General features: G+C 63.2%; 11 protein-coding genes. 8 read left to right on the top strand and 3 right to left on the bottom strand.

The genetic code is table 11. The annotated features are described in order from the left end of the window. Nucleotides 1–3: 3 nt before the first annotated feature. Nucleotides 4–741, bottom strand: a complete 738-nt coding sequence (gene rpsB, locus GGI48_RS08920) for a 30S ribosomal protein S2 (RefSeq protein ID WP_011059524.1) — start codon at nucleotides 739–741, stop codon at nucleotides 4–6. Nucleotides 742–1,148: 407 nt separating this feature from the next. Here rpsB and map point away from each other — a divergent pair, with 407 nt between their 5' ends. From map to dapC, 3 genes are read left to right on the top strand one after another with little or no spacing between them, the layout of a single operon-like run. After that, nucleotides 1,149–1,931: a type I methionyl aminopeptidase gene (gene map, locus GGI48_RS08925; RefSeq protein ID WP_179597903.1), complete on the top strand. Its 783-nt coding sequence runs from the start codon at nucleotides 1,149–1,151 to the stop codon at nucleotides 1,929–1,931. 48 nt (nucleotides 1,932–1,979) lie between these two features. Next, nucleotides 1,980–4,682, top strand: a complete 2,703-nt coding sequence (locus tag GGI48_RS08930; protein WP_016962577.1) for a [protein-PII] uridylyltransferase — start codon at nucleotides 1,980–1,982, stop codon at nucleotides 4,680–4,682. A 38-nt stretch (nucleotides 4,683–4,720) separates the two neighbouring features. Next, nucleotides 4,721–5,920: a succinyldiaminopimelate transaminase gene (gene dapC, locus GGI48_RS08935; RefSeq protein ID WP_179597905.1), complete on the top strand. Its 1,200-nt coding sequence runs from the start codon at nucleotides 4,721–4,723 to the stop codon at nucleotides 5,918–5,920. Between the two features lie 72 nt (nucleotides 5,921–5,992). Here dapC and GGI48_RS08940 read toward each other — a convergent pair whose 3' ends face one another. Next, nucleotides 5,993–7,639 carry a Na+/H+ antiporter gene (locus GGI48_RS08940; RefSeq protein WP_016962575.1) on the bottom strand — a complete coding sequence of 549 codons (1,647 nt, stop codon included), beginning with the start codon at nucleotides 7,637–7,639 and terminating at the stop codon, nucleotides 5,993–5,995. A gap of 291 nt (nucleotides 7,640–7,930) precedes the next feature. Here GGI48_RS08940 and GGI48_RS08945 point away from each other — a divergent pair, with 291 nt between their 5' ends. The 4 genes from GGI48_RS08945 (at nucleotide 7,931) to GGI48_RS08960 (ending at nucleotide 11,160) form a co-directional block, all read left to right on the top strand. Beyond that, the gene (locus tag GGI48_RS08945; RefSeq protein WP_230493600.1) at nucleotides 7,931–8,239 is read left to right on the top strand and encodes an arsenate reductase; all 309 of its coding nucleotides are present in this window, start codon (nucleotides 7,931–7,933) and stop codon (nucleotides 8,237–8,239) included. Nucleotides 8,240–8,272: 33 nt separating this feature from the next. Further along, nucleotides 8,273–9,307, top strand: a complete 1,035-nt coding sequence (gene dapD, locus GGI48_RS08950; RefSeq protein WP_015634328.1) for a 2,3,4,5-tetrahydropyridine-2,6-dicarboxylate N-succinyltransferase — start codon at nucleotides 8,273–8,275, stop codon at nucleotides 9,305–9,307. 240 nt (nucleotides 9,308–9,547) lie between these two features. Continuing rightward, the gene (locus GGI48_RS08955) at nucleotides 9,548–10,753 is read left to right on the top strand and encodes an aminotransferase class V-fold PLP-dependent enzyme (protein ID WP_179597907.1); all 1,206 of its coding nucleotides are present in this window, start codon (nucleotides 9,548–9,550) and stop codon (nucleotides 10,751–10,753) included. Next, nucleotides 10,750–11,160: a SufE family protein gene (locus GGI48_RS08960; protein ID WP_179597909.1), complete on the top strand. Its 411-nt coding sequence runs from the start codon at nucleotides 10,750–10,752 to the stop codon at nucleotides 11,158–11,160. Before GGI48_RS08955 ends, GGI48_RS08960 begins: the two co-directional genes overlap by 4 nt. Nucleotides 11,161–11,267: 107 nt before the next feature. Here GGI48_RS08960 and tcdA read toward each other — a convergent pair whose 3' ends face one another. Beyond that, entirely contained in the window at nucleotides 11,268–12,083 is an 816-nt protein-coding gene (tcdA, locus tag GGI48_RS08965; RefSeq protein WP_409565355.1) for a tRNA cyclic N6-threonylcarbamoyladenosine(37) synthase TcdA, read from the bottom strand. A 211-nt stretch (nucleotides 12,084–12,294) separates the two neighbouring features. On the opposite strand from tcdA, the gene GGI48_RS08970 reads away from it, so the two are divergent. After that, nucleotides 12,295–14,886 carry a glycosyltransferase gene (locus GGI48_RS08970; RefSeq protein ID WP_047302032.1) on the top strand — a complete coding sequence of 864 codons (2,592 nt, stop codon included), beginning with the start codon at nucleotides 12,295–12,297 and terminating at the stop codon, nucleotides 14,884–14,886. Nucleotides 14,887–15,014: the final 128 nt, after the last annotated feature.

Below are 15,014 nucleotides of genomic sequence, written 5' to 3' on the forward strand. Positions count from 1 at the left end.
TACTCAGGCTTCAGCCGCCGGTGCTGCAGCTTCTTCGAACACTTCGGTGCCGCCAGCAACGTTGTTGCGACCACGGATCACAGCGTCAGCCATCGAACCCATGTACAGCTGGATGGCGCGAATGGCGTCATCGTTGCCTGGGATGATGTAGTCAACGCCTTCCGGGCTGCTGTTGGTATCGACAACGCCGATGACCGGGATGCCCAGCTTGTTGGCTTCGGTGATCGCGATGCGCTCGTGATCAACGTCGATCACGAACAGTGCGTCAGGCAGGCCGCCCATGTCCTTGATACCACCCAGGGAACGATCCAGCTTTTCCAGATCGCGAGTGCGCATCAGCGCCTCTTTCTTGGTCAGCTTGGCGAAAGTGCCGTCTTCTGCCTGCACTTCAAGGTCACGCAGACGCTTGATGGAAGCACGGATGGTTTTGTAGTTGGTCAGCATGCCGCCCAACCAGCGGTGATCGACGTACGGCGAACCGCAACGTGCTGCTTCTTCAGCAACGATCTTGCCAGCGGAACGCTTGGTGCCGACGAACAGAATCTTGTTTTTGCCCTGGGCCAAACGCTCTACGAAAGTCAGAGCTTCGTTGAACATTGGCAGGGTTTTTTCAAGGTTGATGATGTGAATCTTGTTGCGCGCACCGAAAATGTACTTACCCATTTTCGGGTTCCAGTAACGAGTTTGGTGACCGAAGTGCACACCGGCCTTCAGCATATCGCGCATGTTGACTTGGGACATGATAGTTCCTTAATAAGTCGGGTTAGGCCTCCACGTATCCCAATGACCAACCAACAGCATGTGCTGAGGGCACCCAGGTCATCGTGTCGACACGTGTGTGGGTTTGGGCTTTTCGGGGCATCCCCGGAAAGCGGCGCATTTTATACCACAGCAAGGGCCAAAACGGAACCCGGATTCACATCCGCCGATCCCTGGAGTTTTTGCCCAGTTGTTGGAATCAGCCCAGAATGCGCCATTGTATGCAGACAAGCGCCAGCAGAACCTCAGATTTACACTGAGCGTCTGTTAGAATCGCACCTTTGCGGCTTCCGAAAACCTCACTGATTCCATCCCGGCGCCAGCCTTGCCGGGGCAGGTTTTCAAGCCATTCCGTGTATATCGCGCCACTGAGCGCCAAGAGAGCCTGTATGACCGTCACCCTCAAAACCCCCGAGGACATCGCAAAAATGCGTGTCGCCGGCAAACTGGCCGCCGAAGTGCTGGAAATGATTGCCGAGCATGTCAAACCCGGTGTCACCACCGAAGAACTGGACCGCATCTGCCACGACTACATCATCAATGTGCAAGGCGCCATCCCGGCACCGCTGAACTACAAGGGCTTCCCCAAGTCGATCTGCACCTCGATCAACCACGTGGTGTGCCACGGCATCCCCAATGAGAAGCCGCTGAAGGATGGCGACACCCTGAACATCGACGTCACCGTCATCAAGGACGGCTACCACGGCGACACCAGCCGCATGTTCCACGTCGGCAGCGTGCCGGTCTGGGCCGAGCGCCTGTCGCAGATCACCCAGGAGTGCATGTACAAGGCCATCGAACTGGTGAAGCCGGGCTGCCGCCTGGGCGACATCGGCGAAGTGATCCAGAAGCACGCGGAAAAGAACGGCTTCTCGGTCGTCCGCGAATTCTGCGGTCACGGCATCGGCAAGGTATTCCACGAAGAGCCGCAGATCCTGCACTACGGCCGCGCCGGCACCGGCATGGAACTCAAGGCCGGCATGACCTTCACCATCGAGCCGATGATCAACCAGGGCAAGGCCGACACCAAGGTACTGGGCGACGGCTGGACCGCCATCACCAAGGACCGCAAGCTCTCGGCGCAGTGGGAACACACCCTGCTGGTCACCGAGACCGGCTACGAGATCTTCACCCTGCGCAGCGATGACACCATCCCCCGGGTATCTGCCTGACCCACAACGCCGCGTCCCGACCTTATAGATAGAAAGGAAAGCCAATCGATGCCGCAGGTGGATCCCGAACTCTTCGACCGTGGCCAGTTCCAGGCGGAACTGGCACTGAAGGCCAGCCCCATCGCCGCCTTCAAGAAAGCCATCCGCCAGGCACGGGAAGTGCTCGACAACCGCTTTCGCAGCGGACGGGAAATCCGCCGGCTGATCGAGGATCGCGCCTGGTTCATCGACAACATCCTGCAAAAGGCCTGGGACCAGTTCACCTGGAGCAAAGAGGCCGACATCGCCCTGGTGGCGGTCGGCGGCTACGGCCGCGGCGAGCTTCACCCCTATTCCGACATCGACCTGCTGATCCTCCTGGACAGCGCCGATCACGAGATCTTTCGCGACTCCATCGAACGTTTCCTCACCCTGCTCTGGGACATCGGCCTGGAAGTCGGGCAAAGCGTGCGCTCGGTGGACGAGTGCGCCGAGGAGGCCCGGGCCGACCTGACGGTGATCACCAACCTGATGGAAAGCCGCACCATCGCAGGCCCCGAGCACCTGCGCCAGCGCATGCTGGACGTCACCAGCACCGCGCACATGTGGCCGAGCAAGGACTTCTTCCTGGCCAAGCGCGCCGAACAGAAGGCCCGCCACCACAAGTACAACGACACCGAATACAACCTGGAGCCCAACGTCAAAGGCTCCCCCGGCGGCCTACGGGATATCCAGACCATTCTCTGGGTCGCCCGGCGCCAGTACGGCACCCTGAACCTGCGGGCCCTGGCCGGCGAAGGCTTCCTGGTGGAAAGCGAAAACGCCCTGCTGGCCTCCTCCCAGGAGTTCCTGTGGAAGGTCCGCTACGCCCTGCACATGCTCGCCGGTCGCGCCGAAGACCGTCTGCTGCTGGATCACCAACGCTCCATCGCCGAGCTGCTGGGTTTCAGCGGTGAAGACGTCAAGCAGTCGATTGAAAGCTTCATGCAACAGTACTACCGGGTGGTGATGAGCATCGCCCAGTTGAGCGACCTGATCATCCAGCACTTCGAAGAGGTGATCCTCGCCCCCGAGGACGAAGCCCCGCCACAGCCGATCAACGCGCGCTTCCAACTGCACGACGGCTACATCGAGGCGATCAACGACAACGTGTTCAAACGCACGCCGTTCGCCATGCTGGAAATCTTCGTGCTGATGGCCCAGCACCCGGAGATCAAAGGCGTGCGCGCCGACACCATCCGCCTGCTGCGTGAGCACCGGCACCTGATCGACGATGACTTCCGTCACGATATCCGCAACACCAGCCTGTTTATCGAACTGTTCAAATGCGAGATCGGCATCCACCGCAACCTGCGGCGGATGAACCGCTACGGCATCCTCGGGCGCTACCTGCCGGAGTTCGGCTTCATCGTCGGACAGATGCAGCACGACCTGTTCCACATCTATACCGTGGACGCCCACACGCTGAATCTGATCAAGCACCTGCGCAAGATGCAGTACACGCCGATCTCCGAGAAATTCCCCCTGGCCAGCAAGCTCATGGGCAAGCTGCCCAAGCCCGAGCTGATCTACCTGGCCGGCCTCTACCATGACATCGGCAAGGGCCGCCACGGCGACCACTCGGAGATCGGCGCGGTGGATGCCGAGGCCTTCTGCGTGCGCCATCAACTGCCTCTGTGGGACACCCGGCTGATCGTCTGGCTGGTGCAGAACCACCTGGTGATGTCCACCACCGCCCAGCGCAAGGACCTGTCCGACCCGCAGGTGATCCACGACTTCGCCCAGACCGTGGTCGACCAGACCCGCCTCGACTACCTCTACGTACTGACGGTCGCCGACATCTACGCCACCAACCCGACCCTGTGGAACTCCTGGCGCGCCAGTCTGTTACGCCAGCTCTACACCGAAACCAAGCGTGCCCTGCGCCGCGGCCTGGAAAACCCGGTGGACCGCGAAGAGCAGATCCGCCAGACCCAGAGCGCCGCCCTGGACATCCTGGTGCGCAACGGCACCGACCCGGACGAAGTCGAGCAACTCTGGTCGCAACTGGGAGACGACTACTTCCTGCGCCACACCGCCGGCGATGTGGCCTGGCACAGCGATGCGATCCTCCAGCAACCGGCCGATGGCGGGCCACTGGTGCTGATCAAGGAAATCACCCAACGCGAGTTCGAGGGCGGCACCCAGATCTTCATCTACGCCCCGGACCAGCACGACTTCTTCGCGGTGACCGTGGCCGCCATGGACCAGCTCAACCTGAACATCCATGACGCACGCATCATCACCTCCAGCAGCCAGTTCACCCTCGACACCTACATCGTCTTGGACAACGACGGCGAATCCATCGGCAACAACCCGCAGCGGGTCGAGCAGATCCGCAAGGGCCTGACCGACGCCCTGCGCAACCCCGACGATTACCCGACCATCATCCAGCGCCGGGTGCCGCGCCAGCTCAAGCACTTTGCCTTCGAGCCCGAGGTGACCATCCACAACGACGCCCAGCGCCCGGTGACCGTGCTCGAACTCAGCGCCCCGGACCGCCCTGGCCTGCTGGCGCGGATCGGCAAGATCTTCCTGGAGTTCGACCTGTCGCTGCAGAATGCCAAGATCGCCACCCTGGGCGAGCGCGTGGAAGACGTGTTCTTCATTACCGATGCGCACAACCAGCCTCTTTCCGACCCCCAGCTGTGCAGCCGCTTGCAGGATGCGATCGTCGAACAGTTGAGTGTCAGCCACGAACCGACTCTCGAAACGACCCGCCTGAGCATCTGAAGGGTCCGAACCGCCGCTTTGAGTGAGAAAACGCACCGATGAACAACGCTCTGAACCAGTTGCAGCCCTACCCGTTCGAAAAGCTGCGGGCCCTGCTCGGCACCGTGACGCCCAACCCGGACAAGCGCCCCATCGCCCTGTCCATCGGCGAGCCCAAGCACCGCTCGCCGAGTTTTGTCGCCGAAGCCCTGGCCAGCAACCTCGATCAGATGGCGGTCTACCCCACGACCCTGGGCATCCCGGCCCTGCGTGAAGCCATCGGCGGCTGGTGCGAGCGACGCTTTGGCGTGCCAAGCGGCTGGATCGACCCGGCGCGCAACGTGTTGCCGGTCAACGGCACCCGCGAAGCCCTGTTCGCCTTCACCCAGACCGTGGTCAACCGCGGCGACGACGCCCTGGTGGTCAGCCCCAACCCGTTCTATCAGATCTACGAAGGCGCAGCCTTCCTCGCCGGAGCCAAGCCGCACTACCTGCCGTGCCTGGACGAAAACGGCTTCAACCCGGATTTCGACGCCGTACCGGCCGAGATCTGGCAGCGCTGCCAGATCCTCTTCCTGTGCTCCCCGGGCAACCCCACCGGCGCACTGATTCCGCTGGACACCCTGAAAAATCTGATCGCCCTGGCCGACGAATACGACTTCGTGATCGCCGCAGACGAGTGCTACAGCGAGCTGTACTTCGACGAACAGACCCCGCCGCCGGGCCTGCTCAGCGCCTGCGTCGAACTGGGCCGCAAGGACTTCAAGCGTTGCGTGGTGTTCCACAGCCTGTCCAAGCGCTCCAACCTGCCGGGCCTGCGCTCCGGCTTCGTGGCCGGCGACGCCGAGATCCTCAAGGGCTTCCTGCTGTACCGCACCTACCACGGCTGCGCCATGCCGGTGCAGACCCAACTGGCCAGCGTCGCCGCCTGGAACGACGAAGTGCACGTGCGCGCCAACCGCGCCCTGTACCGCGAGAAGTTCGACGCGGTGCTGGCGATCCTCGCGCCGGTGATGGACGTGCAGCGCCCGGACGGCAGCTTCTACCTGTGGCCGAACGTGGCCGGGGATGACGCCGCCTTCTGCCGCGACCTGTTCGAGCAGGAGCACGTGACCGTGGTTCCGGGCTCTTATCTGTCGCGGGATGTGGACGGCACCAACCCCGGTGCCGGACGTGTGCGCATGGCGCTGGTCGCGCCGCTGGCGGAGTGTGTGGAAGCCGCGGAACGGATTCGCGATTTCGTGTTGCGTCGCGCGTGAGGCCCTTCGTCGGCAAGCCGGCTCCTACACCCTCTCTGTAGGAGTCGGCTTGCCGACGAAAGCTTCATTCGTTCACTTCACCACCCCCAGATTCGCCTCGCTCAAATCCAGGTCCGCCAACACCTCACGCAGTACGTCGTCACCAATCTGGTGATGTCGGCTCAGACGGTACAGCTCCAGGCGTTGCGCGCGCAGGGCCTTGAGCCGCAGGCGGCGCTCCAGCAAGTCCATCTGCAACGCCAGGGCCTGGGCCTCGGCGGAGTCGTTGTAGACCTCCAACTGATGCCGGTACTCGGCCATCAAGCGTCCCTTGAGTTCAGTGGCCAGCGCCGCTTGGGCCGCATCCGGAACCTCACTGGTTTCGGCCACTTCCTCGGCTTCCAGGGCATGGATCGCCGCCTCGGCGGTCTTGCGCCAGGCATCGCGAACTTCGCCGCGGCGCTTGTCGTCAGGGCTTTTGACAATGCCGCGCAACAGCAGCGGCAAGGCGATGCAGGCCGCCACCAGGGACAGCAGGATCACCCCGGCGGCAATGAAGATCAGCAGGTCGCGCTCGGGGAAGGCTTCGCCAGCACCGAGCAATAGCGGCACCGACATCACGCCCGCCAGGGTCACCGCCCCGCGCACCCCGCCCACGGTAAGCAGCCAGCAGGAACGCGCGGTGGGCACCAGGGTCAGTTCGCCCTTGCCACGCCAGCGCCGCAACAGCCCGGACAGGCGCCAGATGCTCTGCACCCAGATAAAGCGCAATACCAGCAGCACCAGGAAAATCGCCAGCACATCCAGGCAGCGATAGAACAGGGTCGGCCAGAGTGAGGTTTCATGACTGACCACGGCCTTGATGATGTCCGGCAGTTGCAGTCCCAAGAGCAGGAAAATCAACCCGTTGAAGGCAAACTCCAGCAACGACCAGACACTGCGATTGAGCAGCCGGGTGCTGGTCTGGCGCGGCAGCAGGTCGAGCCAGCTCTGCATCATCCCCGCCGCCACGGCGGAAAGGATGCCCGAGGCCCCCAGGCGTTCGGCCAGCACATAAGCGGCGAACGGCAACAGCAGCATGAACACCACATGGGTCGCCGGGTCGTCCCAGCCGCGGGCGATCATCCAGGCACGCAGGCGCCCGACCAACCAGCTCAGGGCCACGCCGACCGCCAGCCCGCCCACCGCCACCAGGACAAAGGTCAGGCTGGCATTGGCCAGGGAAAACACCCCGGTCACGGCCGCCACCAGGGCGAACTTGAAGGTCACCAGGCCCGAGGCGTCGTTCATCAAGGCCTCGCCCTGGAGCATGTGCATCAGCGGGGTCGGCAGACGGTTCTGGGAAATCGCCGACACCGCCACGGCGTCGGTGGGCGACAGCACCGCGGCCAGGGCGAAAGCCACCGGCAGAGGAATGGTCGGCAGCAGCCAGTGAATGAAATACCCGGCACCGACCACGGTAAACAGCACCAAACCCACCGCCAGGGTCAGGATCGGCCCCCGCAAACGCCAGAATTCACGCTTGGGCATGCGCCAGCCATCGGAAAACAGCAGCGGTGGCAGGAACAGGAAGAGGAACAATTCCGGGTCCAGGGCCACATGCAAACCCAGGGTCGGCCAGGCCAGCAAGGCCCCGGCGATAATCTGTACCAGGGGCAAGGGCAATGGAATCACCCGGCCCACCAGCCGCGACAGGCTCACCAGCATCAGCAGGATGAGGACGGTATAGGCAGTCTGCATAAAGCGAAAATCCATGGCTCAACAAGAAAAATCGTACCGACCTCTGCTGAGAATCGCCGACGAAGTGCCATATTAGCCGCTTAAACTTGCTGCTGACCGCTGCACATAAGTCGCAAGCCCCACGCCCTGCCACGCAACAACCTGCGACAAAGCCGATTTCAGGCCGACGCCGAAGCGCTGCGGTCGTGGCATAATCCGTGACCTTTGATCTCCAGCATCTCCAAAGGGGGCAATTCCTTGACCGCTTCAAGCAAAACCTTGCACCTTTTCGGCATCAAAGCCTGTGACACCATGAAAAAGGCGCGCACCTGGCTCGATGAACACGCTGTCAGCTATGACTTCCACGATTACAAAACCTCCGGCATTGACCGTGAGCACCTGAACCAATGGTGCGACGAGCACGGTTGGCAGGTGGTGTTGAACCGCGCAGGCACGACCTTTCGCAAACTCGATGACGAAAGCAAAGCCGATCTCGACCAGGCGAAAGCCGTTGAACTGATGCTCGCGCAACCCTCGATGATCAAGCGCCCGGTGCTCGATCTCGGAGACAAGACCCTGATTGGCTTCAAGCCAGACCTTTACGCAGCGGCGCTCAAGTAAGCCTGCTCACTCTATTTCGCAAGAGGTAACTGCATGTCCACTACTCTGTTCAGCCTGGCATTCGGTGTCGGCACCCAAAATCGTCAAGGCGCCTGGCTGGAAGTGTTCTACGCATCGCCATTGCTCAATCCTGCCGCCGAAATCGTTGCCGCTGTCGCACCGATCCTCGGTTACAGCGAAGGCAACCAGGCCATCACCTTCACCACCGCCCAGGCCGCGCAAATGGCCGACGCACTGAAGAGCATCGACGCCACCCAGGCCGCCCTGCTGACCCGCCTGGCCGAAAGCCACAAGCCGCTGGTCGCCACCCTGCTGGCCGAAGACGCTCAACTGACCTCCACTCCAGAGGCCTACCTCAAGCTGCACCTGCTGTCCCACCGTCTGGTCAAGCCGCACGGCCTGAGTCTGGCCGGGGTGTTCCCGCTGCTGCCGAACGTGGCCTGGACCAGCCAGGGCGCGATCGATCTGGGCGAGCTGGCCGAGCGCCAACTGGAAGCCCGCCTGCGCGGCGAACTGCTGGAAGTGTTCTCGGTAGACAAGTTCCCGAAGATGACCGACTACGTGGTGCCGAGCGGCGTGCGTATCGCTGACAGCGCGCGGATTCGCCTGGGCGCCTACATCGGCGAAGGCACCACCGTGATGCACGAAGGCTTCGTCAACTTCAACGCTGGCACCGAAGGCCCGGGCATGATCGAAGGCCGTGTATCGGCGGGCGTGTTCGTCGGCAAGGGTTCGGACCTGGGCGGCGGCTGCTCCACCATGGGCACCCTGTCGGGTGGCGGCAACATCGTGATCAAGGTCGGCGAAGGCTGCCTGATCGGCGCCAACGCCGGTATCGGTATCCCATTGGGTGACCGCAACACCGTGGAATCGGGCCTGTACGTGACCGCCGGCACCAAGGTGGCGCTGCTGGACGAGAACAACCAGCTGGTCAAGGTGCTCAAGGCCCGTGAACTGGCCGGCCAGCCGGACCTGCTGTTCCGTCGCAACTCGGAAACCGGCGCCGTGGAGTGCAAGACCCACAAGTCGGCCATCGAGCTCAACGAAGCGCTGCACGCTCACAACTAGGCCTGTAGGAAAACTCGCCGAGCAAAGATCAGGCAAGGCAAAAGCAGGCGAGGAAGCGCAGTGTAGGGACCTACATGAGCATTCCGAGCCTGCTTCTGCGTAACGCCGAAGGCGCCCAGCGCGCCGCATGGTCGAAGCGCAGGCAGTTTTCCTGCAGAGCCGAAGCAGCGATTCGGTTTCACTGGAACCGGCCGGGCGCTTATCATCGGCGCCCGGCCTGTTCAAACGAGTTCTGCCACCATGCTTGTACCCTCCCCCTGGCGCGCCGACTTCCCGGCCATCGCCGCCCTGCAGCGCCAGGACCAGACCTACCTGGACAACGCCGCCACCACGCAAAAACCCCAAGCCCTGCTGGACGCCCTGGCCCACTACTACGCCAATGGCGCGGCCAATGTGCATCGCGCGCAACACCTGCCCGGCGCCCACGCCACCCAGGCCTTCGAGGACAGCCGCAGCAAGGTCGGCCAGTGGCTCAATGCCGGTGACAGCGGGCACATCGTCTTTACCCACGGCGCCACCTCCGCGCTGAACCTGTTGGCCTACGGCCTGGAACACTTATTCGACAGCGGCGATGAAATCGTCATCAGCGCCCTGGAACACCACGCCAACCTGCTGCCCTGGCAGCAACTGGCCGCCCGGCGTCAACTCAAGCTGATCGTCCTGCCGCTGGATGCCGACGGCTTGCTCGATATCGAAGCGGCCAGCCAGCTGATCGGCCCGAGAACCCGGCTGCTGGCGCTGAGCCAGCTGTCCAACGTGCTCGGTGCCTGGCAGCCCTTGAGCCCACTGCTGGCCATGGCCAAGGCCCGGGGTGCACTGACTGTGATCGACGGCGCCCAGGGTGTGGTCCATGGCCGTCATGACGTGCAGGCCCTGGGCTGCGACTTCTATGTGTTCTCCAGCCACAAGCTCTACGGCCCGGACGGGGTCGGCGTGCTGTTTGGCCGCCATGAGGCGCTCAAGGGGCTGCGCCACTGGCAGTTCGGCGGCGAAATGGTCCAGAACGCCGACTACCATCACGCCAGCTTCCGCCCGGCGCCGCTGGGCTTCGAGGCCGGCACCCCGCCGATTGCCGGGGTTATCGGCCTGGGCGCGACCCTGGATTACCTCGCCGGCCTGGATCAACAGGCCGTGAGCGCCCATGAAGCGGCGCTGCACGCCTACCTGCTGCACGGCCTGCAAGCGCGCAAGGGCATCCGCCTGTTGGGCGCACCGCAAGTGGCCCTGGCCAGCTTCGTCGTCGATGGCGTACACAACGCCGACCTGGCCCACCTGCTGACCGAACAAGGCATTGCCGTGCGCGCCGGGCATCACTGCGCCATGCCGCTGATGCAGAGCCTGGGGCTGGCCGGAGCGATCCGCGTGTCCCTGGCGCTGTACAACGACTCCGAGGATCTGGAGCGCTTCTTCGAGGCCCTGGATCAGGCCCTGGAGTTGCTGCGATGAGCCTGCCGGCGGATGCCGTCGCCGCCCTGGAAGTGTTCCAGGGCGCTGCCGGCTGGGAACAGCGGGCGCGCCTGCTGATGCAATGGGGCGAGCGCCTGCCGGCCCTGGACGAAGCGGACAAGATCGAAGCCAATCGGGTGCTGGGTTGTGAAAGCCAGGTCTGGCTGGTGGCAAAGCTGCATGAAGGGCGCTGGCAGTTTGCCGCCGCCAGCGATGCACGGCTGATTCGCGGTTTGGTGGCCTTGCTGCTGGCCCGGGTCAACGGCCTGACGGCGCAGCAGTTGCGGGAAGTGGACCTGGCGGACTGGTTCAATCAACTGGGCCTGTCGCGCCAACTCTCACCATCACGCAGCAACGGCTTGAACGCCGTCTTGCAACGCATGAACGAACTGGCCGGCCCCCTGTAGCCGCTGCCGAGCCTGCGAGGCTGCGAAAAGGTCCGCAGGACCTTGCCTGGCGATCTCCCGCCAGACCTCTAGCGGCCTCAAGCCCCCATCGCAGCCTGCGGCAGCGGCTACAGGGGTTTGCTGCGTTCCGAGGGGCGGCGCACGCCAGCAACAACCTTGTCCACCGCCTTGGTCGCCGCCACCATGCCGAAGGTCGCGGTGACCATCATCACCGCGCCAAAACCGCCGGCACAGTCGAGCTTGACCCCGTCGCCGACAAAGCTCTTCTGCAGGCAGATGCTGCCGTCCGGCTTCGGGTAGCGCAGCTGCTCGGTGGAAAACACGCAGGGCACGCTGTAATGCCGGGTCACGGTGCGCGAGAAGCCATAATCGCGGCGCAACGTGGAACGCACCTTGGAGGCCAGCGGGTCATTGAAGGTGCGGTTCAGGTCGCAGACCTGGATCAGCGTCGGATCGATCTGCCCGCCGGCGCCGCCGGTGGTGATGATCTGGATCTTGCGCCGCTTGCACCAGGCGATCAGCGCCGCCTTGGCATTGACGCTGTCGATGCAGTCGATCACGCAGTCGATGTTCGGGGTGATGTATTCGGCCATGGTTTCGCGGGTGACGAAGTCCGCCACCGCGTGCACGCGGCAATCCGGGTTGATGCCGCGCAGGCGCTCGGCCATGACCTCGACCTTGGGCTTGCCCACGGTGCTGTCCAGGGCGTGCAACTGGCGGTTGCTGTTGCTGACGCAGACATCGTCGAGGTCGAACAGCGAGATCTCGCCCACCCCGCAGCGAGCGATGGCTTCCGCCGCCCAGGAGCCGACGCCGCCGACACCGACAATCGCCACATGGGCCGCCCGCAACCGCTCCAGGCCTTCAATGCCATACAAACGGGCGACGCCGGCAAACCGTGGATCTTCTGTACTCATGACCATCACCTAAAAAACCGGCGCGCATTATAGGGTGCGGAAGCGACAAGTTTTAAGCCGCCAGCTACAAGTAAAGAACTTAAACGCAATTCAAGTGCCCAAGGTCTGGCTTTCCTCTGTGCGCTGTACGCTCAGTTGAGGGCCGGTGTAGGATGCCCGCCGTTTGGCGCCTGCCAACCCTTCCCTCGTTCCACACCTTTTGGAACCCGAAATAGCTATGTCATCGCGTAAATTTGGACTCAACCTGGTGATAGTGCTGGCCATTGCCGCGCTCTTTACCGGCTTCTGGGCGTTGATCAATCGCCCGGTCTCGGCCCCCGACTGGCCGGAACAGATCTCCGGTTTTTCCTACTCGCCTTTCCAGCAGGGCCAGTTCCCGCAGAAGGACCAGTACCCGTCCGACGATGAAATGCGTCGCGACCTGGAGATCATGAGCAAACTGACGGACAACATCCGTACCTATTCGGTGGACGGCAGCCTGCAGGATATTCCCAAGCTGGCGGAAGAGTTCGGCCTGCGCGTGACCCTGGGCATCTGGATCAGTCCGGACCTGGAGCGCAACGAGCGGGAAATCATGCGCGCCATCGAGCTGGCCAACAGCTCGCGCAGCGTAGTGCGGGTGGTGGTGGGTAACGAAGCGATCTTCCGCAAGGAAATCACCGCCGACCAGTTGTCGGTGCTTCTCGACCGGGTCCGCGCCGCGGTGAAAGTCCCGGTCACCACCTCGGAACAGTGGCACGTCTGGGAAGAACACCCGGAGCTGGCCAAGCACGTCGACCTGATCGCCGCGCACATCCTGCCCTACTGGGAGTTCATCCCGATGGACAAGGCCGGGCAGTTCGTCCTCGACCGCGCCCGGGACCTGAAGAAGATGTTCCCGAAAAAACCGCTGCTGCTGTCCGAAGTGGGCTGGCCGAGCAACGGCCGCATGCGCGGTGGCGCTGACGCCAGCCCCGCGGACCAGGCGATCTACCTGCGGACCCTGGTCAACAAGCTCAACCGCCAGGGCTACAACTACTTTGTCATCGAAGCCTTCGACCAGCCGTGGAAGGCCAGCGACGAAGGTTCGGTGGGCGCCTACTGGGGCGTGTTCAACGCCGCGCGCCAGCAGAAATTCAACTTCGAAGGCCCAGTGGTGGCGATCCCGCAATGGCGGGTGCTGGCCATCGGTTCGGTGGTGCTGGCGCTGCTGTCCCTGACCCTGCTGATGATCGACGGCTCGGCCCTGCGCCAGCGCGGCCGGACCTTCCTGACCTTCATCGCGTTTCTCTGCGGTTCGGTGCTGGTGTGGATCGGCTACGACTACAGCCAGCAATACAGCACCTGGTTCAGCCTGACCGTGGGCTTTTTGCTCGCGCTTGGTGCTCTGGGGGTGTTCATCGTGCTGCTGACCGAGGCCCATGAGCTGGCCGAGGCGGTGTGGATCCACAAGCGCCGGCGCGAGTTCCTGCCGGTGGAAGGCGACTCCAACTACCGGCCGAAAGTCTCGATCCACGTGCCTTGCTACAACGAGCCGCCGGAGATGGTCAAACAGACCCTCAATGCCCTGGCCAACCTCGATTACCCGGACTTCGAAGTCCTGATCATCGACAACAACACCAAGGACCCGGCGGTCTGGGAGCCGGTGCAGGCCTATTGCGAAACCTTAGGGCCGCGCTTCAAGTTCTTCCACGTCGCGCCCTTGGCCGGCTTCAAGGGCGGCGCGCTGAACTACCTGCTGCCGCACACCGCCAAGGATGCCGAAGTGATCGCGGTGATCGACTCCGACTACTGCGTCGACCGCAACTGGCTCAAGCACATGGTGCCGCACTTCGCCGATCCGAAGATCGCCATCGTGCAGTCGCCCCAGGACTACCGCGACCAGAACGAAAGCACCTTCAAGAAGCTCTGCTACGCGGAATACAAGGGCTTCTTCCATATCGGCATGGTCACCCGCAACGACCGCGACGCGATCATCCAGCACGGCACCATGACCATGACCCGGCGCTCGGTGCTGGAAGAATTGGGCTGGGCCGACTGGTGCATCTGCGAAGACGCCGAGCTGGGCCTGCGGGTGTTCGAGAAAGGCCTGTCGGCGGCCTACCACCACGAAAGCTACGGCAAGGGCCTGATGCCCGACACCTTCATCGACTTCAAGAAGCAGCGCTTCCGCTGGGCCTATGGCGCGATCCAGATCATCAAGCGCCACACCGCCAGCCTGCTGCGCGGCAAGGACACCGAGCTGACCCGCGGCCAGCGCTACCACTTCCTCGCGGGCTGGCTGCCGTGGGTGGCGGACGGCATGAACATCTTCTTCACCGTCGGCGCCCTGCTGTGGTCGGCGGCGATGATCATCGTGCCGCAACGGGTCGACCCGCCGCTGCTGATCTTCGCCATCCCGCCGCTGGCGCTGTTCGTGTTCAAGGTCGGCAAGATCATCTTCCTCTACCGCCGGGCGGTGGGGGTCAACCTCAAGGACGCGTTCTGCGCGGCCCTGGCGGGCCTGGCGTTGTCCCACACCATCGCCAAGGCGGTGCTGTACGGCTTCTTCACCAGCAGCATTCCGTTCTTCCGCACGCCGAAGAACGCCGACAACCACGGCTTCTGGGTAGCGATCTCGGAAGCCCGGGAAGAGCTGTTCATCATGCTGCTGTTGTGGGGCGCGGCGCTGGGGATCTTCCTGGTGCAGGGCCTGCCGAGCAACGACATGCGCTTCTGGGTGACCATGCTCCTGGTGCAGTCGCTGCCCTATGTGGCGGCGCTGGTCATGGCCTTCCTTTCGTCGTTGCCAAAACCGGCGGAACACCCCGAGCCGGCTCCAGCCGCCTAAATCGACGCAAAGCACTAAACGGCGGCCTCAGGCCGCCGTTTTGCTTTAAGATATCCGCCATTTTGCGCGCCTAGCCCCGCAGCTCTCCCTGTAGGGGCGAGCGTGCTCGCGATAGAGGTCAAGAATGA

Origin of the sequence: Pseudomonas protegens (assembly GCF_013407925.2) — a bacterium.
Taxonomy (GTDB): Bacteria; Pseudomonadota; Gammaproteobacteria; order Pseudomonadales; family Pseudomonadaceae; genus Aquipseudomonas; species Aquipseudomonas fluorescens_AP.